The organism is Amycolatopsis sp. TNS106 (assembly GCF_019330265.1).
In the GTDB taxonomy this organism is placed as follows: Bacteria; Actinomycetota; Actinomycetes; order Mycobacteriales; family Pseudonocardiaceae; genus Amycolatopsis; species Amycolatopsis lurida.
Genome location: NZ_CP024972.1, coordinates 2,685,900 through 2,709,738 on the forward strand (window position 1 = coordinate 2,685,900; position 23,839 = coordinate 2,709,738).

The 23,839-nt window shown below is 69.0% G+C and carries 23 protein-coding genes; 14 read left to right on the forward strand and 9 right to left on the reverse strand.

All coding sequences use genetic code 11. The features are described 5' to 3' along the window. The first annotated feature begins 100 nt into the window (after positions 1-100). On the forward strand, positions 101-802 hold the full coding sequence (locus tag CVV72_RS12085; protein WP_219152526.1) for a FadR/GntR family transcriptional regulator: 702 nt from the start codon (positions 101-103) through the stop codon (positions 800-802). On the opposite strand, the gene CVV72_RS12090 is transcribed toward CVV72_RS12085, so the two are convergent. Continuing rightward, positions 799-1,407: a TetR/AcrR family transcriptional regulator gene (locus CVV72_RS12090; protein ID WP_219152527.1), complete on the reverse strand. Its 609-nt coding sequence runs from the start codon at positions 1,405-1,407 to the stop codon at positions 799-801. The two genes, CVV72_RS12085 and CVV72_RS12090, sit on opposite strands and share 4 nt — an antisense overlap. Before the next feature lie 91 nt (positions 1,408-1,498). Between CVV72_RS12090 and CVV72_RS12095 the strand changes: the two genes are divergently transcribed. Next, positions 1,499-2,392, forward strand: coding sequence for an alpha/beta fold hydrolase (locus CVV72_RS12095; RefSeq protein ID WP_219152528.1), 894 nt, complete (start codon positions 1,499-1,501; stop codon positions 2,390-2,392). A gap of 85 nt (positions 2,393-2,477) precedes the next feature. On the opposite strand, the gene CVV72_RS12100 is transcribed toward CVV72_RS12095, so the two are convergent. Both CVV72_RS12100 and CVV72_RS12105 read right to left on the reverse strand, forming a co-directional pair. Continuing rightward, on the reverse strand, positions 2,478-3,632 hold the full coding sequence (locus CVV72_RS12100; RefSeq protein WP_219145817.1) for an IS481 family transposase: 1,155 nt from the start codon (positions 3,630-3,632) through the stop codon (positions 2,478-2,480). A gap of 212 nt (positions 3,633-3,844) precedes the next feature. After that, positions 3,845-5,014, reverse strand: coding sequence for a PLP-dependent aminotransferase family protein (locus CVV72_RS12105; protein WP_255632646.1), 1,170 nt, complete (start codon positions 5,012-5,014; stop codon positions 3,845-3,847). A gap of 109 nt (positions 5,015-5,123) precedes the next feature. On the opposite strand from CVV72_RS12105, the gene CVV72_RS12110 reads away from it, so the two are divergent. Beyond that, positions 5,124-5,474 (forward strand): hypothetical protein, encoded by a 351-nt coding sequence (locus CVV72_RS12110; RefSeq protein ID WP_034316452.1) that lies wholly within the window; start codon positions 5,124-5,126, stop codon positions 5,472-5,474. On the opposite strand, the gene CVV72_RS12115 is transcribed toward CVV72_RS12110, so the two are convergent. Further along, complete coding sequence (locus CVV72_RS12115; RefSeq protein ID WP_219152529.1) at positions 5,471-6,694, reverse strand: FAD-binding protein; 1,224 nt, start codon at positions 6,692-6,694, stop codon at positions 5,471-5,473. The two genes, CVV72_RS12110 and CVV72_RS12115, sit on opposite strands and share 4 nt — an antisense overlap. Before the next feature lie 81 nt (positions 6,695-6,775). Here CVV72_RS12115 and CVV72_RS12120 point away from each other — a divergent pair, with 81 nt between their 5' ends. The 3 genes from CVV72_RS12120 to CVV72_RS12130 are packed head-to-tail and all read left to right on the forward strand — an operon-like array spanning position 6,776 to position 10,005. Then, complete coding sequence (locus CVV72_RS12120; protein WP_219152530.1) at positions 6,776-8,014, forward strand: ArsB/NhaD family transporter; 1,239 nt, start codon at positions 6,776-6,778, stop codon at positions 8,012-8,014. Between the two features lie 12 nt (positions 8,015-8,026). Further along, positions 8,027-8,797: an IclR family transcriptional regulator gene (locus CVV72_RS12125; protein ID WP_219152531.1), complete on the forward strand. Its 771-nt coding sequence runs from the start codon at positions 8,027-8,029 to the stop codon at positions 8,795-8,797. A 32-nt stretch (positions 8,798-8,829) separates the two neighbouring features. Continuing rightward, positions 8,830-10,005 (forward strand): 4-hydroxybenzoate 3-monooxygenase, encoded by a 1,176-nt coding sequence (locus tag CVV72_RS12130; RefSeq protein ID WP_219152532.1) that lies wholly within the window; start codon positions 8,830-8,832, stop codon positions 10,003-10,005. 26 nt (positions 10,006-10,031) lie between these two features. Here CVV72_RS12130 and CVV72_RS12135 read toward each other — a convergent pair whose 3' ends face one another. Continuing rightward, positions 10,032-10,601, reverse strand: a complete 570-nt coding sequence (locus tag CVV72_RS12135) for a TetR/AcrR family transcriptional regulator (protein WP_219152533.1) — start codon at positions 10,599-10,601, stop codon at positions 10,032-10,034. 103 nt (positions 10,602-10,704) lie between these two features. Between CVV72_RS12135 and CVV72_RS12140 the strand changes: the two genes are divergently transcribed. Continuing rightward, positions 10,705-11,250, forward strand: a complete 546-nt coding sequence (locus CVV72_RS12140; RefSeq protein ID WP_255632647.1) for a hypothetical protein — start codon at positions 10,705-10,707, stop codon at positions 11,248-11,250. Here the strand turns inward: CVV72_RS12140 and CVV72_RS12145 are convergent. Continuing rightward, entirely contained in the window at positions 11,234-12,997 is a 1,764-nt protein-coding gene (locus tag CVV72_RS12145) for a bifunctional sugar phosphate isomerase/epimerase/4-hydroxyphenylpyruvate dioxygenase family protein (protein ID WP_219152535.1), read from the reverse strand. The genes CVV72_RS12140 and CVV72_RS12145 overlap by 17 nt on opposite strands. Continuing rightward, positions 12,987-13,835 carry a shikimate dehydrogenase gene (locus tag CVV72_RS12150; RefSeq protein ID WP_219152536.1) on the reverse strand — a complete coding sequence of 283 codons (849 nt, stop codon included), beginning with the start codon at positions 13,833-13,835 and terminating at the stop codon, positions 12,987-12,989. The genes CVV72_RS12145 and CVV72_RS12150 overlap by 11 nt, the downstream gene beginning before the upstream one ends. 111 nt (positions 13,836-13,946) lie before the next feature. Here CVV72_RS12150 and CVV72_RS12155 point away from each other — a divergent pair, with 111 nt between their 5' ends. Both CVV72_RS12155 and CVV72_RS12160 read left to right on the forward strand, forming a co-directional pair. Continuing rightward, positions 13,947-14,588 (forward strand): TetR/AcrR family transcriptional regulator, encoded by a 642-nt coding sequence (locus CVV72_RS12155; RefSeq protein ID WP_034316459.1) that lies wholly within the window; start codon positions 13,947-13,949, stop codon positions 14,586-14,588. A gap of 121 nt (positions 14,589-14,709) precedes the next feature. Continuing rightward, positions 14,710-16,017 (forward strand): MFS transporter, encoded by a 1,308-nt coding sequence (locus CVV72_RS12160; protein WP_219153917.1) that lies wholly within the window; start codon positions 14,710-14,712, stop codon positions 16,015-16,017. Between the two features lie 59 nt (positions 16,018-16,076). Here the strand turns inward: CVV72_RS12160 and CVV72_RS12165 are convergent, their stop codons facing one another. Together CVV72_RS12165 and CVV72_RS12170 are read right to left on the reverse strand one after the other, a co-directional pair. Then, a complete protein-coding gene (locus tag CVV72_RS12165) occupies positions 16,077-17,462 on the reverse strand; it encodes a PepSY domain-containing protein (protein WP_219152537.1) in 1,386 nt (461 codons plus the stop codon). A gap of 115 nt (positions 17,463-17,577) precedes the next feature. Beyond that, positions 17,578-18,123, reverse strand: coding sequence for a hypothetical protein (locus CVV72_RS12170; RefSeq protein ID WP_255632648.1), 546 nt, complete (start codon positions 18,121-18,123; stop codon positions 17,578-17,580). A gap of 57 nt (positions 18,124-18,180) precedes the next feature. On the opposite strand from CVV72_RS12170, the gene CVV72_RS12175 reads away from it, so the two are divergent. The 5 genes from CVV72_RS12175 (at position 18,181) to CVV72_RS12195 (ending at position 23,821) form a co-directional block, all read left to right on the forward strand. Next, positions 18,181-19,377: an MFS transporter gene (locus CVV72_RS12175; RefSeq protein ID WP_219152538.1), complete on the forward strand. Its 1,197-nt coding sequence runs from the start codon at positions 18,181-18,183 to the stop codon at positions 19,375-19,377. A gap of 32 nt (positions 19,378-19,409) precedes the next feature. Continuing rightward, the gene (locus tag CVV72_RS12180) at positions 19,410-20,414 is read left to right on the forward strand and encodes a LacI family DNA-binding transcriptional regulator (protein ID WP_219152539.1); all 1,005 of its coding nucleotides are present in this window, start codon (positions 19,410-19,412) and stop codon (positions 20,412-20,414) included. Between the two features lie 215 nt (positions 20,415-20,629). After that, positions 20,630-22,003 carry an ABC transporter substrate-binding protein gene (locus CVV72_RS12185; RefSeq protein WP_219152540.1) on the forward strand — a complete coding sequence of 458 codons (1,374 nt, stop codon included), beginning with the start codon at positions 20,630-20,632 and terminating at the stop codon, positions 22,001-22,003. Continuing rightward, the gene (locus tag CVV72_RS12190; protein ID WP_219152541.1) at positions 21,981-22,955 is read left to right on the forward strand and encodes a carbohydrate ABC transporter permease; all 975 of its coding nucleotides are present in this window, start codon (positions 21,981-21,983) and stop codon (positions 22,953-22,955) included. The genes CVV72_RS12185 and CVV72_RS12190 overlap by 23 nt, the downstream gene beginning before the upstream one ends. After that, positions 22,952-23,821, forward strand: a complete 870-nt coding sequence (locus tag CVV72_RS12195) for a carbohydrate ABC transporter permease (RefSeq protein WP_219152542.1) — start codon at positions 22,952-22,954, stop codon at positions 23,819-23,821. Before CVV72_RS12190 ends, CVV72_RS12195 begins: the two co-directional genes overlap by 4 nt. The last annotated feature ends 18 nt before the right edge of the window (positions 23,822-23,839 follow it).

A 23,839-nucleotide genomic window follows, 5' to 3' on the forward strand; every position in this document is an offset into this window, starting at 1 on the left:
AGTGGACTAGTGGCTGAGCCACTTTCCCTGTGACGACGACCACCTGTCAACCCATGAGTGGTAAATTGGCTGAGCCACTTGCCCAGTCGAGGGAGGGACAGTGCCGGAGGCGTTGAGCCGGTTGAACCGGGCGAAGCTCTACGAGCAGGTCGTCGAGCGGATCAAGGCGCACGTCGAGGAGTCCGGCCTGCACGCGGGCGACAAACTCCCCAGCGAACGCGATCTCGCGGAGCGGCTCGGGGTGAGCCGCGCGTCGATCAAGCAGGCGATCGTCGTGCTCGAGGTGCAAGGCTTGCTCGAGTCCCGGCACGGCGGGGGCACCTACCTGCGGAACGATCACCTCGACGTCGAACCGGTCGACGAGCTCGTCGCCCGCCGCCGCAGGCTGCCGGAAGTGCTCGAAGCCCGCGAGGCGATGGAGACCAAGCTCGCGGAACTGGCCGCGTCGCGACGATCCGACGCGGATCTCGCCGCCATCGACGCGGCACTGGAGTACATGAAGACCGAGATCGAGGAAGGCGGACACGGCGCCGAAGGCGATCGCCGGTTCCACGAAGCGATCACCGCCGCCGCGAACAACGCGCTCCTCGCGGAGTTCATGCGCTCGATCGACACGCAGATCGCGGAAAGCCGCAACGAGTCCTTGCGGCAGCCCGGCAGGCCGTGGCGCTCACTGAGCCAGCATCACAACATCGCCGAGGCCATCCGGAACGGCGACCCGAAGGCGGCCGCGAACGCGATGCGGCGGCATGTCCAGACCGTCAGCAAGGTCCGGTTGCTGACCTGGGACCCGCAGGCCTAGCGTTTCAGCAAGCCGTTCGCGGCGATCCCGGTCGCCGCGGCGAGCAGGGCACGCAGCTGCTTCTCGTCGCGGCGCAAGGCATCCGGCCGCCAGCCGAGGCTGATGATCCCGTTCCACGCCGCCCACAGCACGGTGGCGGCCACCTCCGGGTCGACGTCCCGCAGTTCGCCGGCCTCCACCCCTTCACGCAGGGCGCGCACCAGCCGAGCGTTCTGCTCGGCGACCGACCGGGCGAGCCGTTCCGCGAGTTCGTGGCCCGCCGCGTACCCACCGGGCTCACGAGGGAAGGCCAGCATCCGGAAGTAGTCGGGGTTGGCCAGATAGAACGCCAAATACTCGTCGGCGGCGGCGTAGATCTGCTCGATCGGCTTGCGGCCGGGCACATAGGCGCGGTCCATGTACTCGCGATCCACCTGGAGGGCGCGCTCGACTACCACCGCGTGCAGGCCCGCCTTCGAGCCGAAGTGGTTGTAGAGCGAGCCGACGGAGACCCTCGCCCGCTCGGCGATCTCCTCGACCGTGACCTCGTCTGCCGGACGTTCCCGAAAGACCTCGTCGGCGGCGCGCAGGAGCGCGGCTACGGTCCGTTCCTTACGCGGGTCCACACAGGAAGCTTAGCGGTTCTTGTAATCGTTGCAAGAACCACGCTACAGTTCTTGCAACGATTACAAGAACTCTCCGGGAAAGGCGGCGGGCATGACGAACTGGGCGGGCACCGGCTGGCGGGATCCCCGGCTCGGCGCCGCGAAGGAGGCCGAACTCCCCTCGGGAACCTTGCGCTATCACGAGAGCGGAACCGGGCCGACGCTCGTCTTCGTCCACGGCTATCTGGTCAACGCGAACCTCTGGCGCGCGCTCGTCCCGCTGCTCTCCCCCGCTTTCCGTTGTGTCACCCCGGATTGGCCGCTCGGCGCTCATCTGGTCCCGATGCCCCGCGACACCGACCTGACCCCGCCCGGGATGGCCGCCGTGATCGCGCAGTTCCTCGACGCGCTCGACCTGACCGACGTCACGCTGATCGGCAACGATTCCGGCGGCGCCTACAGCCAGATCGCCGCCACTACCTACCCCGACCGCATCGCGCGCCTGGTGCTCAACAGCTGCGAAACCCCCGAATGCTCCTGGCCGCCCGACCCCGGCGGTTTCGGGCTCCTCAAGGCGACCGCCGTCCACCCGGCGACCTACCGGGCGCTCTATCAGGCGTTGCGGATCCGCCGCACCTGGCGCTGGCGCAACACCTACGGGTGGCTCGCCAAGTACCCCGTCGACGCGCGGGCCATGGAGAGCTACATCGGCCCGGTCCTGACCGATCCGGCGATCCGCCACGACGGCCGCAAGGCCATCGGCAGCGTGTCCGCGCGATACAGCCGCGAGGCGGCCGCCCGCCTCGACATCGAGTTCGGCAAACCGATCCTGCTCGCCTGGGCCGCCGAGGATCGCGTGTTCCCGCTCGCCCACGCGCGGCGGTTCGCCGAACGGCTGGACGCGCCGCTGAAGACCATCCCCGACAGTTATGCGTACACGGCCGAGGACCAGCCGGCGAAGACCGCCGCCGTGATCACCGAATGGGCACGCCGGCTTACGGGATGAGCACCGCGTCGGCCGGGGTGGTCGTGAGTGGTAAGTGTCGTTCTAACGACATGTCCTGTTTCAGGACTTCGTGAACAGATGTGTTTCAGGACTTCGTGAACGGTTTCTGGTTGGTGAGACGTTGGTAGCGTACTGAGCGGTTGAGTGTGAGCTGGTGGGTGACCGTGTCGCCGATCATGATGGTGATGCGGTCGCCTTGCCAGAACACGGTCGCGGTGTGGCCTGCCCAGCGTCGGCCGAGGACGATGGAGCAGCCGGAGAACGCGATGACGCCGGTGGCGGATATCGGCCGCTGGGTGGTGCCGCTGGGGGCTTGCCGGTTGGTGGATGGCGCGGTTTTGGGGCTGGCGTCGTAGCGTTGCTGCGGGGTCTGGCCGTCGAGGCTCTGGTGCCGTCGCTGGGTGTTGTAGGTGTGCCGGTATTGGTCGAGAAGGTGTTGCAGGGCAACGAGGTTCTCGGCTGGGGGTCGTGCGGCGAGCCACTTTTGCAGGGTTTGGTGGACGCGTTCGTTCTTCCCGCAGGTCTGCGGGTGATAGACCGAGGAGGCGATCGTGGTGACACCCTCTCCGGCGAGGTGGCGTTCCAGCTCGACCATGAGGCCACGGTGCTTGCCGGAGAAAGCCAAGCCGTTGTCGGAGAGCACTTTCACCGGTACTCCGTAGCCGGCGAAGGCCTGCTGCAACGCCGCCCAGGTGTCAGCACTGTTCTCGCTGGCCGCGGCGTAGGTGCCGACGTCGAGGCGGGAATGGTCGTCGAGGATCTGGATGATGCAGACCTTCTGCCCATCGGCCAGGTAGTACTCCATGCCATCGATCTGCCAGCACCCGTTGGGGTCGGCGTATTCGAACCGGCGCCTCGTGCGGGGCCTCTTTCGCGGCTCCGGGGTGATCTGGCCGCGATCACGCAGGATCCGGTAGATCGCCGACCGTGACGGCAACGGCTCGAACCCGGCGTCTTCCAGCCGCCAGTGGATCGAGATCGGCCCGTTGTCCCAGCCCTCGTCCTCGAGCTCTTTGCGGGCCCGCAGCACCGCCTCGGCCACTTCCGGCCCGAACGCGGTCGGATGGTGACGCGGAGCGGTGCTGCGGCGGATGAACCCATCCACGCCCTCGGCTTTGAACCGGGTCACATACTTGTGGAACACGCCCCGGGAGATGCCGCGGTCACGGCAGAACCCCGAAATGTTGATCTTCTCGCCCGCGGCGACCCGCGCAACCGCGGCGACGAACTCAGGATCCATCGAAAACCCTGTACTGCCCATCGCCGGATGATCACCACAAACACCCTGGTCATCACGCCGACAGGCCGGTCAGTGTTCACGATGTCCTGAAACATCAACTGTTCACGATGTCCTGAACTCAGACATGTCGTTCTAACGACACTTACCACTCACGACTGTCCTACGCAGACGATCAGGACACAGATGGTCCCGTAAGTCCCGACGAAGGCCTCTTACTGCGACAGGGCTTTGCCCAGCCGCCTCAGTCCTTCGGCGATCGTCTCCGGCGCGTGCGTGGCGAACGACAGCCGCAACGCCGACCTGTCCGGCTCACCCACCTGGAACGCCGAGCCGGGCACGAAAGCGACGTCCTGCCGCAGCGCCTCGGGCAGCAGCCGGTCGGTGTCCGCGCCGCCGGGAAGGGTGACCCAGACGAACATCCCGCCGTCCGGGTCCGTCCACGTCGTACCGGGCGGGGTGATCGCGGGCAGTTCGGCCAGCATCGCGTCACGCCGCATGCGGTACGTCTCGCACAGTTTTCGCAGGTGCGCGTCGAGATCCGCGACCGCCAGGTACTCGGCCGCGGCCGCCTGGTCGACGGTCGAGCTGTGCAGATCCGTCGCCTGCTTGAGGATCGTGACGCGGCGCAGCAGTTCCCTCGGCGCCCGGAACCAGCCCAGCCGCATCCCCGGCGCGATCACCTTCGAAAACGTGCCCAGATAGATCGTGCGCCCGGCGAGTTCCGGACGGGCCGACAGCGGTTCCTCGCGTTCGCCGCGATACCGGAGCTCGTGGTACGGATCGTCCTCGACGAGCCAGAACCCGTGACGAGCGATCACTTCCGCGAGCGCGCGGCGTCGCTCCGGGCCGATCGTGCGCCCGGAGGGATTCGAGAACGTCGGGACGAGATACAGCAATGCCGGCCGTTCCCTGGCCGCGATCTCGTCCAGCGCGGCGGGGTCGATCCCTTCCGCGTCACCGGGAACGGGCACGACGCGGGCCTCGGCGAGCTGGAAGCACTGCAGCGCCGACAGATACACCGGTTCTTCCACCAGCACGGTGGCGCCGGGGTCCAGCAACGCGGTGCTCAGCAGTTGCAGGCCCTGCTGCGAACCCGTGGTGATCAGCAGATCGTCCACAGTGGTCGTGACCCCGCGCGCGGTCAGCCGCCGCGCGAGCAGCTCGCGCAGCCGCGGATTCCCTTCGGTGGGCGAATACTGCAACGCGGACTTGTCGGCGAGTGCCCGGTCGAAGGCGGCGCGGAGGCCGTCCACGTCGAACAGTTCCGGCGCGGGCATGCCACCGGCGAACGAGATCACGCCGGGGCGGGCGGTGAGCGCGAGCAGGTCGCGCACGGGAGAACTGGTGACACCGTCCATACGACGGGCCAGGGGAAGAGACATGAAGGCTCCTCGGGAGAAACGTGCGGCTCCAGTGCAGCAGCCGGGGGTCTCCCGCGCGAGCAAGCAACTGCCGCCACGATAGCAGTTTCGCCTGCCCTAGGCTTGTGCCGTGCCTCTCGTGGAAATCACCTACGCGCCCCATCTTCCCGAAGCCAAGCTGCGCGAACTCGGCTCGGTTCTGCCGCATCTCGTGTCCGTCGCGGTGGAATGCCCCGAGGAGCCCTACGACGGCGACCTCCAGCCCGGCGACGTGGAACTGCGTTTCCGGACGCCGGGACCGTTCGACCGCTTCGGACTCGACCTCCTGGTGGAGGTCCGGTCCAAGTGGTTCCCGAGCCGAGCGGACAACCGGCAGGAGCGAGTGGACCTGCTGCGCACGAGCATCGAATCCGCGACCGGGATCGACGACGTCGGCGTGTACCTCTCGCTGCCCGTCGCGGCGTGGTCGCAATCGGACTAGCTCTCCCCGAACACGTGCCGCCGGACGAACGGGTTCCGGAACTTGCCGTCCGGGTCCAGTTCGACGGCGAGCGCCCGGAAATCGGGCAGCCTCGGGTAGGCCGCCGCGCGGTGGAAGAGCTTCCCCCAGTGCGGCCGGACGTCGAACGGTGCCAGGCGCTCCTCCATGACGGGCAGCAGTTCGCGGACCGCCTTCTCGTCCGGCAGCCAGGTGAAGTGCAGGGCCAGCCGGTCGCCGCCGTGGAACGGGCTGAGCCACAGTTCGTCCCCCGCGACCGTGCGGATCTCGGACGTGAGCAGGACGGGCGCCAGCCGGTGCCCGAGTTCGCGCATCGCTTCCATCGCCTCGACGGCGTGCCGGACGGGCACGAAGTACTCGGTCTGGAGTTCGTTGCCGATGCTGGGCGTGAAGTCCAGGCGGAAATGCGGGATCCGTTCGTGCCACGGCCCGGTGACGCCGAGCTGTGGCGTGCAGTTGCCCGCCGGGATGCCCGCCGCGTGAGCCGGATGCCGCGGCCCGTCCGCCGCCGTCGCACCGAAGAAGTCCCCTCCCGGCTGTCCCGGTCCTTTGACCCAGACCTGGTCGACCTCGTCGCGGGCCCAGTTCGTGAACAGGCTGACGCTGTAACCGGCGTCCTGGATCTCGTCGAAGTGCTCGTACACCGACTCCCAGGGCAGGCCGTCGAAGACGTCCTGGCGGAGGTCGAACGACGGCACGAGGTCGAGGGTCAGCCGGGTCACCACACCCAGCGCGCCGAGGCCGACGACCACGCCGTCGTGCCGGGAGAACGTCTTCAGCTCACCGTCGGCGGTCACCAGCTCCAAACCGGACACCGCCGACGCCAGGCTCTGGTTACGCCGCCCGGAGCCGTGGGTCGCCGTCGCGACGGTGCCCGCCACCGTGCAATGCGGCAGTGAAGCGAGGTTGGCCAGCGCGAACCCGGCCGCGTGCACCTGGACGGCGAGGTCGCCGTAGCGGGCCGCCGCGGGCACCGAGACCGTCGAGGACTCCGCGTCGAGGACGACGTCCGTTTCGAGCGCGGACAGATCGAGCTGGACACCACCCGGGCAATCCGCGATGTCGTTGAAACAGTGCCCGCTGCCGAGCGGCTTGACCGCGGGCGCTCCGGCCACGGCGTCCTGGAGCTGCTCGACGGTGCGGGGGCGGAAGATCCGTTCCGCGGTGAAGGTCTGATTTCCCGCCCAGTTCGTCTCGCGCACCAGGCCCAGACTACCCACGCTAGATTGCCGAGGTCGGCTTCACGCGGAGGAGGGTTCGCACTGACGGGCATTCCGGGCGAAATGGTGTCCATCGCGCTCTTGCTGGTGGTCCTGGCCTTCGCGGTGATCCGGCCACGGGGTCTTCCGGAAGCGGTCGCCGCCGTCCCCGCCGCGGCGATCGTCCTGGCGGCCGGAGCGATCTCGTTCTCCGACGCTCTCGAAGAGGTGACCAGGCTCGCCCCGGTCGTCGGCTTTCTCGCCGCGGTACTCGTCCTGGCCAAAATGTGCGACGACGAAGGACTGTTCCAAGCGGCCGGGACGCTCATGGCGCGGTTCAGCCGGGGACGGCCGCGACGGCTGCTGCCGGCGGTGTTCGCCGTCGCCGCGGCGGTCACCGTGGTGCTCAGCCTCGACGCCACCGTCGTCCTGCTGACCCCGGTCGTGTTCGCCACCGCCGCGAGGATGGGCGCGCGGGCCAAACCGCACGCCTACGCCTGCACGCATCTGGCGAACTCGGCCTCGTTGCTGCTACCGGTGTCCAATCTGACCAATCTGCTCGCTGTCGCGGCGACCGGGATCTCGTTCCTGCGGTTCACCGCGCTGATGACCTTGCCCTGGCTCGCGGCGGTGCTCACCGAATACGTGGTGTTCCGCCGGTTCTTCGCCGCCGACCTGGCGGCCCGGCCCCGAGGCGGAAAAGCGGTCCCGGCCGGGAAGGTCCCGGCGTTCGTCCTCGTCGTGCTGATCCTGACGCTGGCCGGGTTCGTGATCACGTCCCTGGTGGACGTCAGCCCCGCGTGGGCCGCGTTCGCCGGAGCCGCCGTCCTGGCGTGCCGCGCCCTCGTGCGGAGGCGGACCTCGCCCGCCGCGATCGTACGGTCGGCGAGCCTCCCCTTCGTCGCTTTCGTGCTCGCGCTGGCGATCGTGGTCCGCGCCGTCGTCGACAACGGACTGGACGAGGCGCTCAGCCATCTGGTGCCGGCTTCCACCTCGTTCCTCGCCTTGCTCGGCGCCGCCGCGGTGGCGGCGGTCCTCGCCAACCTGATCAACAACCTGCCCGCCGTGCTCGTGCTGCTGCCGCTCGCCGCCGCCGGTGGGACACCGGTGGTGCTGGCCGTGCTGATCGGGGTCAACCTCGGGCCGAACCTGACCTACGTCGGTTCGCTGGCGACGCTGTTGTGGCGGCGGATCCTGCACCGGCACGACACCCGCCCGGAGCTGGGCGAGTTCACCCGGCTTGGGTTGCTCACCGTCCCCGCGTCCATCGTGCTCGCCGTCGGCGGGCTGTGGCTGGGGCTCGCCCTGACTTCCACTCAGTGAGAGAATGGGCGGATGCCCGGGAACCTGTCGACTCCCGGCGCCAGCGTCACATCGCGGGCGTTCGCGCTGCTCGGCGCCTTCGATGTCGACCATCGTGAGCTTTCGCTGACCGAACTCTCGCAGCGGGCCGGCCTGCCGCTGCCCACGGCGCACCGGCTCGCCCGCGAACTCGTGGGCCTGGGCGCGCTGGAGCGGCGCGAGGATCGGTACGCCGTCGGCAGGCGACTGTGGGACCTCGGGCTGCTCGTGCCCGTCCAGTTCGAACTGCGGCAGATCGCCGCGCCCTTCCTCCAGGATCTCTATGGCGCGACCGGCGCGACGGTGCATCTCGGCGAACGTGACGGCGACCAGGTGCTCTACCTCGACCGGCTCTCCGGGAACGCGTCCGTGCCGGTGGTCAGCCGGATCGGCGGCCGCCTGCCGTTGCACGCCACCGGGATCGGGAAGGTCCTGCTGGCCTGGGCACCGGAAGACGTTCAGCGGCGAGTGCTCGCCTCGCTGACCCGCGTGACGCCGTACACCATCACGCAGCCCGGCCGCCTGCGCGAACAGTTGCGCCGTGTCCGGCGAGAGGGCTACGCGCAGACCGTCGAGGAGATGAGCCGGGGCGCCTGCTCGGTCGCCGTCCCGATCCGGCCGTCGGGCGGCGACGTCGTCGCGGCGCTCGGCCTGGTCGTTCCCGATCTGAGCCGGGGCCGGGCCCGGCTGATCTCCGCGCTCCAGGTCGCGGCCGCCGGTATCGGCAGAAGCCTGAGGATTTCACTGAGTGGAAGCGACGGCTAGCGGTCCGGCCGCCGGGCGACCAGACTCCGGTCATGCGTACCCCAGTCGCCATTGTCGGCGCCGGCCCGGCCGGACTCCTCCTGTCGCATCTGCTCGATCTGGCGGGAGTCGAATCGGTCATCGTCGAGGCCCGCTCGCGCGAGTACGTCGAAGCCCGGATCCGGGCGGGCATCCTCGAACAGTCCACAGTGGACCTCCTTCGCGAGACCGGACTCGGCGAGCGGCTCGACCGCGAAGGCGACGAGCACCGCGGTATCTACCTGCAATGGCCCGAAGAACGGCACCACCTCGACTTCGTGGACCTGGTTGGCCGAAGCGTCACCGTGTACGGCCAGACCGAGGTGACGAAGGATCTCGGCAAGGCGCGAGCGGCGGCCGGGCAGCAGATCCATTACGAAGTCACCGACACCGCCGTACACGACATCGATACCGAGCGCCCCTGCGTGACTTTCACCGACGCGGACGGCGCACCACAGCGGCTGGACGCCGACGTCGTCGTCGGCTGCGACGGTTCCTTCGGCCCTTGCCGCACCGCGATCCCCGACGCCGCCAAGCAGACTTGGGAACGCACCTACCCGTACTCGTGGCTCGGCGTGCTCGCCGACGTCGCCCCGTCGACCGACGAACTCATCTACGCGTGGCATCCCGACGGTTTCGCCATGCATTCGATGCGCTCGGCGACCGTCAGCAGGCTCTATCTCCAGGTGCCCAACGGCACCGACATCGGCGGCTGGTCCGACGACCGGATCTGGGAAGCGCTCGCGGCCAGGCTCGGCCACGGCCGGCACGGCTGGACCCTCACGCCGGGGCCGATCACCGACAAGAGCGTGCTGCCCATGCGCAGTTTTGTGCAGCAGCCCATGCGGTACGGCCGCCTGTTCCTTGCCGGCGACGCCGCCCATATCGTGCCGCCCACCGGCGCGAAGGGGCTCAACCTCGCCGTCGCCGACGTCGCCCTCCTCGCCCCCGCACTGGCCGTTTTGGTGCGAGACAAGGACTTCGCGCTCGCCGACGCCTACTCCGACACCGCGCTGCGCCGGGTCTGGCGGTGTACGCACTTCTCATGGTGGATGACCACGATGCTGCACCAATCCGGCGACCCGTTCGACCGGCAGTTGCAGCTTTCGCAGCTGCGATGGCTGGCGCGGAGTGAGGCGGGGCGGGCTGGGCTGGCGGAGAACTACGCGGGTTTGCCCATCGGCTTCTGAGTTGCCAAGGACGGCTCTAACCGTCCTTACCACTCACGAGACAGCAGGTCTTCGACTCCCGCGAGGAAGGTTTCACAGATCGGCGCGGGGTCGGAAAGGCAGCCGGTGGCCATCGCGCCGTCCCGGAGCAGGACGAAGCGCCGGGCCGCGAGTTCGGCCGGACCGCTCCCCACGGGGGCCAGCACCTCGGTGACCACCCGCGCGAACCACTCACGATGGGCGAGGACGGCTTGGTGCACGGGATGAGCCGGATCCGGGTACTCCGACGCGGCGTTGAGGAAGGCGCAGCCGCGGAAACCGGGTGACCGGATGCCGTCCGCGATGTTCCCGGCGATCGCGCGCAGGGTGTCGGGCGCCGCCGTCCCCTTGGCGACGATGGCGTCGATCTGGGCGCGGATCGCCTGGTCGGCTTCCTGCAGGTAGTAGACGATCAGATCGTCCTTGCCCGGGAAATGCCGGTACAGGGTCGCCCGGGTCACCTTCGCCTCGGCCACGATCCGGTCGATGCCCACGGAGTGAATGCCCTCCGAGTAGAAGAGCCTGGTCGCCGTGGTGAGCAGCCTGGTGCGCGCTTCGGACGCTTGACGTTGAGACATTACGGCCAGCTTACGGGATAGAACGTTCGGTCTTGACCGGACCGCGCTCACCTGCCAGAGTCAAGTAGACCGAACGTTCTCCTCACTTCCATTGGGAGCTTCTGTGAGCAGCCATACCGCCACCCTCGCGCCCACCCTGCAGCGTCTGTACTTCGCTCGTTTCGGCTTCGCACTTGTGTGGGCCGGCCTGCTGTTCACGAGTGCGTCGGAGCTCGGACCGGTCAGCATCGCCCTACTCGTGCTGTACCCGCTGTTCGACGTCGCCGCAGCCGTCATCGACCTTCGCTCGGCACAGGACTCGAAGCCCGCTTCGGGCCTGTACGTGAACATCGCGATCAGCGCGATCGCCGGCATCGGCCTCGTGTTCGCCGCCGCTTCAGGGATCCCGGCGGTGCTGCGCGTCTGGGGCGCCTGGGCGATCGTGTCGGGTCTCGTCCAGCTCGCCGTCGGCATCGGCCGCCGCGAACTGGGCGGCCAGTGGGCGATGATCGCCAGCGGGGCCATCTCGGCCCTCGCCGGGACCTCCTTCGTCCTGCAGGCCGCCCAACCGGACGCCACGCTGCTGAACCTGGCCGGATACGCCTTCCTCGGCGGGGTGTTCTTCCTCGTTTCGGCGATCCGTCTCGGCAGGCTCAGCGCGCGAGGCTGAGCCGCCGTTCCCGATGCGCGGTCATGTACACCGGCGTGTTCACGACCCCGTACCCGCCATACCCGCCGATCCGTTGCACGACCTCGAAGAACACCCGCGAGCCGACCAGTTCGGTGCAGAAGTGCAGGAACTCGCCGGACGAGTCCCGGTCGTACAGCACGGAGTTCTCCCGCAACGCTGCCGAGAACGGCAGATCGAATCGCGCGTCGAGGTCGTCGTAGTAGTTCCCGGGGATCGCGAGCAAGGGTGCGCCCGCCTCCCTCATGGCCCGCGCGACACCGATCGCGTCGTCGCAAGCGAAAGCGATGTGTTGCGGCGAGGGCACTCCCGGCGCCCACTCCCCTCGCCGGACCAGTGCACTGTCCAACGTCAGGCGCACGTCCCGGTTCCCGACCGCCCGGCTGCGCACGAGCCCGAACGGCGCCGCGAATTCGGACACCGGCTCGGGCCGCATTCCCAGCACCGAACGGTAGAACAGCGTCGCCTCGTCGAAGTGATCGAAAGGCTGGGTCAGGGCGACGTGGTCGATGCCGGTGATCCCCATCCCGGCCGGGACCGCCCCGGTGGGAACGAAGTCGCGAAGCCATTCTTCGTTGCCACAGAAGAAGATCTCGGTCCCGTCCGGGGCGGCGACGGCGGACAGGTCCGCCTCGTCCGGGCCGTGCTCACGGGGCAGCACCGGCGCTAGCAGGTCCTCCGCGCGCCGCGCCGATCCGGCCGGGTTCGCGCTGGTCAGGCCGAGCGCGCTGATCGTGCCCTCGGCGGCGGCTTCGTTCACCAGCAGCCGCGCCGATCCCTGCTGCCACAAGTGAACCGGCTTCGAGCGATGCGTTCCGACGTGCGTGAAACCGAGTTCCGCGAGCACGGTGCCGGGGACGGCGAGCTCCGCGAAGGCGTGCCCATCCAGCCGGGGCGCCTCGGGAACCGCAAGGGCGCCAACGGATTCGCGCAGAGCCACCAGCGATCGCATGGCGTCGACGGCCGCGGGTCGCGGGTCCGCCTGCCGGAAGACGTCGTTGAACACCTCCAGCGAAAGCGGCCCTCGGTAACCCGCCGCCAGGACGTGCCCGGTGAACGTGGCCAGGTCGAACGCGCCCTGGCCGGGGAAGAGCCGATGGTGCCTGCTCCAGTGCAGCACGTCCATGTCCAGCAACGGCGCGTCGGCCAGTTGCAGGAAGAAGATCTTCTCCCCCGGGATCGTCCGGATCGCGCGGGGATCGCTGCGCCGCGACAGGATGTGGAAGCTGTCGAGGCAGACACCCAGCGCGGGATGGTCGGCTCGCCGCACGATGCGCCACGCGTGCTCGTAGGTGTTCACGAACCGGCCCCACGCCAGCGCTTCGTAGGCGACCCGGACTCCGCGCGATGCGGCCAGCGAAGCCAGCTCGTGCAGCTGCTCCGCGGCGAGATCGTCATCGTCGACGGCGTCGGGAGAGACCGAAGAACAGACCAGGACGGTGTCCGCCCCGAGCTCGGCCATGAGGTCGAACTTCCGCCGCGCCCGGCGGAGGTTCGCGCGAAGCACGTCCGGCGGCACCGCCTCGAAATCGCGGAACGGCTGGTAGAGATCGATCGTGAGGCCGAGATCGGCGCAGAGCCGCCGGATCTCCGACGGCGACCGCCGTGACGCGATCAGGTCGTTTTCGAAGACTTCGACGCCGTGGAAGCCGGCCGCGGCCGCCGCGGCGAGTTTGTCCTCGAGTGTCCCGGAAAGGCAGACGGTCGCGATGGCGGTGTCACCGGACATGGGCGGGTTTCCCTTCCAGCGCTTCGAAATGCCGGAGCATCCGGTCGGCGTCCGGCTCCGCGCCGGTGAACAGGCGGAACGAGTCCGCGGCCTGGAAGACCACCATCCCGCCGCCGTGCAGCGTCCGGCATCCGCGCTCCCGCGCCTGTTTGAGCAGCGTGGTCTCCAGCGGCCGGTAGACGATGTCGGCCACCCACATCCCCGGGCGCAGCGACTCGGCGGGAACGGGCGACCCCGGATACGCGGCCATCCCGGTCGGCGTGGCGTGGACGAGGCCGTCGGCGACACGGACGTCTTCGAGGGAGCCGGTCAGGGCCCGGCCGTCGCCGAAACGCCGTCGCAGCGCGGCGACCAGGGTTCCGGCACGCGCGGCGTCGACGTCGTGGACGATCAGCCGCCCGGCTCCCAAGGAAAGCAGCGCGTGGGCCACCGCCGCGCCCGCCCCGCCCGCGCCGAGGAGCACGACCGCGTCCAGCTCGGCGTCCGGGAGGCCCTGGGTGAGGTTGCGGGCGAAACCGGTCGCGTCGGTGTTGTGCCCGGTCGCCAGTCCTTCGCGGAACACCACCGTGTTCACCGCGCCGAGCGCCGCGGCCTCCGGAGCGACCTCGTCGAGGTACGGCAGTACCTGTTGTTTCACCGGATGGGTGATGTTGAGGCCGTCGAAACCCGCGATCCGCGCGGCGGCCAGCACCTCCCCGACCGGCAGCCTCAGCACGTCGAGGTCGAGCCGCCGGTAGAGATAGCGCAGCCCGAGCTCGTCGGCCTCCCGTTCGTGCAGCGCCGGGCTCAGCGACGGCCCGATACCGGTGCCGGCCAGGCCGATGAGGTAGCTGGTCACCAAGATCCTCCATTAATGTACGAACTAGTGAGTTCACTGTAGCGCGGACCGGCCGGGACGAGAAGGGCTGCGCTAGAGTGGGGCCTCCACCAGCGGTTCGGAGGGAGTCAGGTGGCCGCACCGTCGTCCGAGGTCGAGCGCCAGCGCGACAAGGAACGCACCCGCGCCGAAATCCTCGCGGTGGCCACCAGGGAGTTCGCCGACAAGGGCTACGCCGGCGCCAGAGTGGACGAGATCGCCGCTCGCACGAGCACCACGAAGCGGATGATCTATTACTACTTCGGCGGCAAGGAACAGCTCTACGTCGCCGCGCTCGAACGGGCGTACGCGACCATCCGCGCCCTCGAACAGGATCTCGACGTCGACCATCTCGAACCCGAGGACGCGATCCGCCAGCTCGCCGAGCTCACCTTCGACCACCACGAGGCGAACCCGGACTTCATCCGGCTCGTGAGCATCGAGAACATCCACCACGGCGAGCACATCGCCCGCTCGGAAGCCTTGTCCGGCATGGCCAATCCAGCCCTCGACGTGCTCACCCGCATCCTCGGCCGCGGCCGCGAAGCCGGCCGGTTCCGCGACGACGTCGACGCGCTCGACGTGCACATGGTGATCAGCTCGTTCTGCGTCTTCCGCCTCGCGAACCGGCACACCTTCTCGGCGATCTTCGGCCGCGACATGCTCGATCCGGCGCGCCGTGAGCACTATCGCCTGATGCTGGGCGATCTGGTGATCGAGTACCTGACGGCCTGAAATCCCGGCTCTTGACAACCCGGGCATCGTCTCGCAGGCTGTGTTAACTAACTAGATCGTACATTGCTCGATCGTCCCTTGGAGCGTCGACGTGGCCTCTCCCTCCCCTGTCACGCAAGGCATGCCCCGCAAGGCCGCATTGGCGGCCTGGATCGGCAGCGCCTTGGAGTACTACGACTTCTTCATCTACGGCACCGCCGCCGCATTGGTGTTCAACAAGGTCTTCTTCCCCGCTTCCTCCCCCGCCACCGGAACGCTGCTCGCGCTGGCCACCTTCGGCGTCGGCTATCTCGCCCGCCCGGTCGGCGCGTTCGTGCTCGGGCACGTCGGCGACCGGCTGGGCCGCAAAAAGGTCCTGGTGTTCACGCTGGTACTGATGGGCGTCACGACATTCCTGGTCGGTTGCTTGCCCACGTACGCCTCCGTCGGCGTGCTCGCGCCGGTCCTGCTGGTGATACTTCGCCTCCTGCAAGGGCTTTCGGCCGCCGGCGAGCAGGCGGGCGCCAACTCGATGTCGCTGGAGCACGCGCCGTCCCACCGGCGCGGCTACTACACGAGCTTCACCCTCAGCGGCACGCAAGCCGGCCAGATCCTGGCCACCGCGGTGTTCCTGCCGATCGCCGCGCTGCCCCAGGAGCAGCTGCTCACCTGGGGCTGGCGGATCCCGTTCTGGTGCAGCGCCGTCGTGGTGGTGGCCGGCTTCGTGATCCGCCGCAAGATCGACGAGACCCCGGTGTTCCAGCAGAACCGGTCCGAAGTCGCCAAACTGCCGGTCGCCGTGCTGTTCCGGACGCACTGGAGGGACGTCCTCCGCGTCGTCGTCGCAGCCACCATCGCCTCCGTCAGCACGATCTTCACCGTCTACGCGCTGAGCTACGCGGTCAACACGGTCGGGCTGGAACGCGGCCCGATCCTGTGGGTCGGCGTACTGGCCAACGTCACCGCGCTGCTCGCGATCCCTTTCCTGGCCGGGCTTTCCGACCGGATCGGCCGCAAACCGGTGTTCATCGCGGGCTGCCTCGCCTGCGCGGTGCTGATCTTCCCGTATCTGTGGTCCATTTCGGACGGTTCGTATCCGCTGATCTTCACCCTCGGCATCCTGCTGTTCGGGATCGCCTACAGCGCCGTCAACGGGGTGTGGCCGTCGTTCTACGGTGAGATGTTCAGCGCGAAGGTCCGCCTTTCGGGGATGGCGATCGGCACGCAGATCGGGTTCGCCATCGCCGGATTCGCCCCGAGCGTGGTCGCCGCCATCGGTTCGGGGAAGGACGACTGGCTCGGCGTCGCCGTCTTCACCGCCGCCGTCTGCCTGCTCAGCGCCGCGGCCGCGCTCACCGCGCGCGAAACGCACCGCGTTCCGACCGAGGACCTCGGTGTGCCGCACGTTCGGTGGGTGAAGGAGCCCGCTTCGGCGACGCGTGGCGGGTGAATCGCCCCGGCTCGCCGGCACCGCGCTCGCCGCCCGATCGTGGGCGGCGAGCGCGGACCTCATACGGTGACGTCGGCGGGGTCCGGTTCGGACCGGCCACGGGACCGCAGGCCCAGCAGCAGGTCGATCACCAGGAACGCCAGCAGGCTGATCCCGAACAGCGGCACGAACCAGCCGATCGCGGCGGCGGCCACGAGGAGCCCAGCCACCAGCGCGGGCGGCGCCTTGCGCCACTGACCGCGCGGGATGGGCCGCCCGAAAGTCAGCCCGGTGGCGCGAGTCGGCCGGCGCCGCCACCACATGCGGTAGCCGAGCACGACCAGCGTGACCAGACCGGCGCCCAGCAGGAGCAGCACGATCTGGTTGGGCCAGCCGAAGAGCACGCCCATATGCGCGTCGATCCCCCAGCGGGCGAGCTTGGCCATCAGCGGATATTCGGCGAACCGCACTTCGTCCAGGGTCTGCCCGGTGGTCCCGTCGACCGCGACGGCGTCGACCTGCGTCGGCCAGCCGCGTTCGATTTCCGCCACCTGCCAAGGAGCGCCGGGTTTTGCGGGCAGCCCGATCTCCACCGAGGGTGCGTCGATCCCGGCGGCACGGGCCGACGCGAGCATCGCGTCCACACTCTCGGGTTTCGCGGCGGGCGCTTCACCGTGCCCCGCGTGTCCGTTGTGTCCGGCGTGCTCGCCGGCGCCGATCACCTTCAACGCCGGAGTGGTCCAGCCGAGGGATTCACGCAGCGCCGAGACGTTCTCTCCCGCGTACGTCGACCACGTCAGCCCTGTCGCGGAAAGGAACAGCGCGCCGAGCAGCACCCACAGGCCGACGGATCCGTGACGGCGCACCGACTTCCCCCGCGCGGACTCGGCCTTCTCGGTCCGGCGGGCGCGGCGGCGGCTCACCCACAGCACGAGACCGCCCAGCGCGACCACCCACAACCAGGACGCGGCCAGTTCGCTGTAGAGCCGTCCGGGTTCACCGAGCAGCAGGTTGCGGTGCAACTGGTCGAGCGTCGTCCGGAACGGCAAGGCGCCGCTGGAGCCGTAGGCGACGAGATCCCCGCGCACCTGCGCGGTGGCGGGGTCGACGAAGATCGCGCGTCGTTCGGACTCGCCGAGCCCGTCCTCGGCGAACAGCACGCGCGTGGTGTCGCCCGGCTCGGGGGCGGGACGGATGGCGACCAGGTCACCGCCAGGGTTCGCGGCTTGAGCCGCTTTGACCTGGTCGGCCAGTGAGACCTGGTTCAGTCCGACGGGTGCCCGGAGCTGATCGGAGTAGATCCAGGATTCCAATTGCGGCGTCGCCGCGTACAGCACGCCGGTGAGCGCGGCGATGAGGACGAACGGTCCGACGAGAACGCCGGCGTAGAAGTGGAGACGGAGGAACAGTCCGCGCCAGCCGGTCGCGCGCGGCGGGCTCGTGGTCGGTTCGATTCGTGTTGCCATGGGGGAAACTCCTGACGCGTCGGTGGGGAGGCGTGCGCCTGCGCCGCGCGCCGGGCAGGTCACGGCACGCGTGCTGAGCCCTGCCGCGACATGGGTCTCGGCAGGGTTTCGTGGATCAGGCGAACGTCACCGGCGGACCGCGCCGCGAAAGCACGTCTCGCAGAAGCGCTTCGGTCGCGGGGAACTTCACCGCGAGCGGGACACGGATCCGCAGCGGCGCTGTCGCGGGCCGCGGTGACAGACGGCGCGGAAGGACCGCGGCGATCAGCGCCGTGAGCGCGAACAGGACACGCTCGGCGCCCGCGAGCACCATCGCCACCACGAGCGTCGCCGCGGCGTGCCCGGCCGCCATGGCCAGGTCGTTGCCGGGGCTCTCCTCGTGGTGGGCGTGCGACTGCCAGGTCAGGAACGTCAAACAGGCGTGCATCGCCAGCTGACCGCCTGCCACCAGGCAGAGGATGGCGAGCGGACCGCGACGGCGTCCCGCGAACGCGTACGCCACCCAGCTCAGCAGGACGACGAGCAGCACGACCACGCCGAGGTCGGGGACGCGTCCGCTGGTCCCGGCGTGGGCACCGGTCGCCAAAGTGCCGGTCAGGACCCCAACGGCCCCGCCGCGGAGGCGTCTGGCCGGGCCTCGGGTCGGGGGCGGCGTGCGCACGGAAGGCAGAGTAGAGCGCGAGAGGGCCTGCTGTCTCTCCTTGCTATCGTCACCCCGGTGTTCCGCAGCCTGTCGTTCCTCCGGCTCTGGACCGGGAACACCGCCTCCGGGCTGGCGACCTGGGCCCTGCCGTTCATCCTCGGGCTCGCCGTGCTGGAACGATCGCTTTCGGCTGTGGACCTCGGCATCGTGCTCGCCGCGCGGACCGCGGGATTCCTCGTGGCCGTACCGGTCGCGGGCGTCCTGGCCGACCGGTACTCACGGCGGGGGGTGGTGCTCTGGGCGGGTCTCGTCGCCGGTCTCGCCACTCCCCTGATCGCCGCCGGAATGGGCCGATCGGTGCTGGTGATGGCCGTCGCGGCCGCCGTCGTCGGCGTCGGGCAGGGCGCGTGCCGCCCGGCGTTCCAGGCGCTGACCGCCGAAGTGATCGCCGAAGATCGCCGCCAGCAGGCCAACGCCGCGATGACGCTCGCCGTGCGGGTCACGACCTTGGTCGCGCCCGGGCTCACCGCCTTGCTCTCGCGGTTCGCCTCGACGCCGGCCCTGGTGATCGGGACCGGCGTGCTGTGGCTCGGCGCGGCGCTGATCCCGCCGCCGGGCTCTTTCGCGCCCGCCCCGGCCACGATCAGGGTCCGCTTCTTCGGCGAATTCGCCGACGGGCTCCGTGAGGCCCGCCGTCACCCGTGGTTCCTGGCCGGGCTCGGCGCACTGACCGCCGTGATCGCGACCGGCTATTCCGCCACCGGCGTGGTGCTGCCACTGGTCAGCCGCGACCGCTACGACACCGAGGCGGTCCTGGCCGCCGGGCTCACCGCATACACGATCGGCGCGCTCGCGGGCGCCGTCGTCATCTCGCGCTGGCGCCCGAAACGGCAGGGCTGGGCGGCGCTCATCGGGCTCGGCTGCTACGGCTTCGCCCCACTGAGCCTGCTGTTCCCGGTGCATCCCGCTTTCGTCGTCGCCGCCTACGCCGTCGCGGGGCTGGGCATCGAACTGTTCAACGTCCCGTGGTTCACCGCGACCCAGCGGGAGGTCGAGCCGGGGAAGCTCGCGCGAGTGTCCTCTTTGGACTTCCTGTTCTCCTACGGCCTCGCGCCCGCCGGGCTCGCGCTCATCGCACCCGCGATCGACCGGTTCGGGGCGGCGCCAGTGCTGGCGACATGCGTGATCATCTGCTTCGCCGCACCGGCGGCCGCCGCGCTGGTTCCCTCTTCGCGGGATTTCCGGACCACCGCACCGATCAAGAGTGTCTAGTTCTTGCGCTCGCTTGCGGTAATGTTTCAGCCATGACGCGTCGTCTTGCCGAAGTAGCCCGCAAGGTCGGGGTCAGTGAAGCCACGGTCAGCCGGGTGCTCAACGGCCGGTCCGGGGTCTCCGCCAGCACCCGGGCCGCCGTCCTCACCGCCCTGGACGTGATGGGTTACGAACGGCCGACCCAGCTGCGCGGGGATCGAGCCCGCCTGGTCGGACTGGTCCTACCCGAACTCCAGAACCCCATTTTCCCCGCGCTGGCCGAGATCATGGGCAACGCACTCGCCCAGCAGGGATTCACCCCGGTCCTGTGCACCCGCACCGCGGGCGGTGTCTCCGAAGCGGAGTACGTCGAACTGCTGTTGCAACAGCAGGTTTCCGGTGTCGTGTTCGCCGGCGGGCTCTACGCCCAGGCCGACGCGGTGCACTCCCACTACCACCATCTCGCCGAGCGCCGCCTGCCGACGGTGCTGATCAACGCCGCCGTCGACCACCTCGGGCTGCCGCAGATCTCGTGCGACGACGCGGTCGCCGTCGAGCAGGTCGTCGGGCACCTGAGCTCACTCGGCCACGAGAAGATCGGCCTCGTCCTCGGCCCGAACGACCACGTGCCGTCGCAGCGCAAACTCGAGGCCTTCCGCTCCTACGCGGCGAAACTCGGGCTCCCGGTGCTGGACGAACTCGTCGAACACGGCATGTTCTCCATCGAAGGCGGGCACGCGGCCGCGGCCAGGCTGTACCCGCGCGGCGCGACGGCCGTTCTGTGCGCGAGCGATCTCCTGGCACTGGGCGCGATCCGCGCGGCCCGACGGCAGGGTCTGTCGGTCCCCGAAGACATCTCGGTGGTCGGCTACGACGACTCGGCCCTGATGAACTGCACCGATCCGCCGCTGACCACGACCCGCCAGCCGATCGAGGCGATGGGCCGCGCCGTGGTGGAACTGCTGGTCAAGCGCATAAACGGCGGCGAGGTGGCGGCCGAGGAGCTGCTGTTCGCCCCCGAACTCGTCGTCCGGGGCTCCACCGCCCGCCGCACCTAGTCACCTCCTTGCGGGGGCGTCCGAGCCTCCAGCGCGTGAAGGCCCCCTTCCTTCGGCTCAGCCGAGGGAAGGGGGCCTTCACGCGCTGGAGGCACTGAGCGACGACTGTCGAAAAGTTGCAAGTTCTCATCCAGTTATTGCGTTGATCCGGGGCTGCACTTTAGAGTGACCGCAATCACGTGACAGCCGTCGCGATCCCGAGATGAGGCTTGAAGATGAGCAGCACTTGGTCCCCCACCGTGCGCCGCCGGATGTTCTGCCTGCTCCTCGCGGGTGGACTCACCCTGGGGGTGGCCGCCTGCGGTTCCGGTTCCGGTGAAAGCGCCGGGGGCAAGGTCAAGATCACCGTGACCGGCCAGCCCCCGACCAGCCAGCCGTTCGAGCGCGGCGTTTTCGACGCCGACGTCAAGGAGTTCGAGGAGAGCCACCCGGACATCGACATCGAGCCCCACGAAGGGTTCATGGATCCGAAGACGTTCTCCGCCAAGCTCGCCGGCGGGCAGCTCGAAGACGTCTACTACGTCTACTTCACCGACCCGGCGCAGATCATCGCGCGCCGCCAGGCCGCCGACATCACCGAGGCGGCCAAGGGGCTGAAGAACTTCGGCGACATCAAACCGGAATTACTGGACAACTTCCGGGATGCCGACGGCAAGCTTTACGGCCTGCCGACGATGAACTACAGCATGGGCCTGGTCTACAGCCGCCCACTGTTCCAGAAGGCCGGGCTCGACCCGAACAAACCGCCGCAGACCTGGGACGAGGTCCGTGCGGCCGCGAAGAAGATCGCCGCGCTGGGCAACGGCACGGTCGGGTACGCCGACTACAGCAAGAACAACCAGGGCGGCTGGCACCTCACCGCGTGGCTCTACTCGATGGGCAGCGAGGTCGCCCGCAAGGACGGCGACAAATGGGTCGCCGCGTTCGACAACGACAAGGCCAAGGCCGCCCTGAACCAGCTGCGCGCCATGCGGTGGGAAGACGACACCATGGGCAGCAAGCAGCTCCTCGAAGCACAGGACGTCCAGCGCATGATGGGCGCCGGCCAGCTCGGCATGTACATGGCGGCCCCGGACAACGTCCCGGTGCTGGTCAAGCAGTTCAACGGCAAGTACGAGGACTACGGCGTCGCCGGGATGCCGGGCGGGCAGGGCACCTTGCTCGGCGGCGAGGGCTACATGATCAACCCCAAGGCCTCGCCGGAGAAGATCAAGGCCGGTCTGGAATGGGTCCGCTGGAAGTACCTCAACCCGGAGCGCTTCGAGAAGCACGTCCAGCAGTACGTCGACGGCAAACAACCGGTGGGGCTGCCCGCCGAGCCGACTCCGGACGTCTGGCAGGGCGCGGTCCGCGACCAGCAGCTCGCGATCAAGGCCAAGCACGCCAACGTTCCCGCCGAGAACTACCAGTCCTATGTGGACTCCGGTTCGCGGATCAGGGGCAGTATCGAACCGCCGAACGCGCAGCAGGTCTACGCCATTCTCGACAGTGTGATGCAGGCGGTGCTCACCGATCGGAACGCGGATATCGATCAGCAGCTGTCGTCGGCCGTGTCGAAGGTCAACAGTGTCCTCGCCCAGGTCAAGTAGCGTCCTCGACTGGCCCGCGACTACGTCGTCGCGGGCCGGTCGCCCGGTCGCTTCGGCCGCCGAACGCCGCCGGAACCGGTTGCGCCGCAAGCTCAAGGAGAATCTCACCGCGTACGGCCTCTTGTGCGCCGCGCTCGTGGTGTTCGCTCTGTTCTCCTGGTACCCGATCGTGCGCGGGGTGCTGCTGAGCTTCCAGCAGGTCGACTTCGTCAACCCGCCCACCTGGGTCGGGTTCGACAACTTCACCCGCCTGTTCGAAGACCCGCTGTTCGGCATCGCCTGGCGCAACACGCTCTTGTTCACCGTGCTCGCGCTGGTCTTCGGGTTCGTGGTGCCGTTCGTGACCGCGGTGCTGCTCAACGAGCTGCGGCACGCCAAGGCGTTCTTCCGGCTCGCGGTCTACCTGCCGGTGATGCTGCCGCCGGTGGTCACCGCCCTGATGTGGAAGTGGTTCTACGACCCGGGCGCCGGGCTGTTCAACTCCGCGCTCGGCGCCGTGGGCCTGCCCGGCGGCCAGTGGCTCGACTCGAGCGACACGTCGATGTTGTCGCTGGTGTTCGTGTCGACGTGGGCGAACATGGGCAGCACCACGCTGATCTACCTCGCCGCGCTCGGCACCATCCCCGGTGAGCTCTACGAGGCCGCGGAACTGGACGGCGCCGGGCTGTGGAAGCGCCTGATCCACGTCACGCTCCCGCAGACCCGGTTCGTGTTGCTGGTGCTGCTGTTGCTGCAGGTCGTCGCGACCATGCAGGTGTTCACCGAGCCGTACGTGATGACCGGCGGCGGTCCGGACGACTCGACCGTCACCGTGCTCCTGCTGCTGTACCGCTACGCCTTCGTCTACAACGACTTCGGCTCGGCCAGCGCGTTGAGCCTGCTGCTGTTCGTCGCGCTCGGGGTGTTCTCCGCGTTGTACGTGCGCCTGACCCGGAAGGCGGATCGGTCATGAGGACGCTCGTCTCCCCCAGCACGCTCCGCAGCCCCGGCGGCAAGATCGGGTACGCCGTGATCTTCGGCTGCACGCTGCTCCTGTTCGTGCTCGCGTTCCTGTTCCCGCTGTACTGGGCGGTGACCGGCGCGATGAAGTCACCGCAGGAGCTGGCACAGACGCCGGCGACGTTCATCCCGGGCGAGTGGCATCCGGAGACCTTCGCCGACGCGTGGGACCAGCTGAGTCTCGGCAAGTACTTCCTCAACACCGTCATCGTCGCGGGCGGCGCCTGGCTGGCCCAGCTGGCCATCGACGTTCCCGCGGCGTTCGCGTTGTCCAAGCTGCGGCCGAAGTTCGGCAACGTCGTACTCGGGCTGATGCTCGTGACGTTGATGCTCCCGGCGGCGGCGCTGCTGGTGCCCACCTACGTGACGATCACCGATCTGCCGCTGCTGGACCTCAACCTGATCAACTCGCCGGCGGCGGTCTGGCTGCCCGCCGCCGCGAACGCGTTCAACATCTACCTGCTGAAACGGTTCTTCGACCAGATCCCGGACGAGCTGATCGAGGCCGCGCGGCTCGACGGCGCCGGGCCGGTGCGCACGCTGTGGCGCATCATCCTGCCGATCTCCCGGCCGATCCTGGCCGTGGTCTCGATCCTCGCGGTGGTGGCCGCGTGGAAGGACTTCATCTGGCCGCTGCTGGTGTTCCCGGACACCGAAAAGCAGACCCTGTCGGTGATGCTGCAGCGGGTGGCCATCGACATGCCGCTGAACGTGCTCGTCGCGGGCATGGTGCTGGCCAGTCTGCCCATGGTGGCGCTGTTCCTGGCCTTCCAGCGGCACATTCTCGCCGGGCTCACCGCCGGCAGCGTCAAAGGCTGAATTCTTCGCCGCATTCGG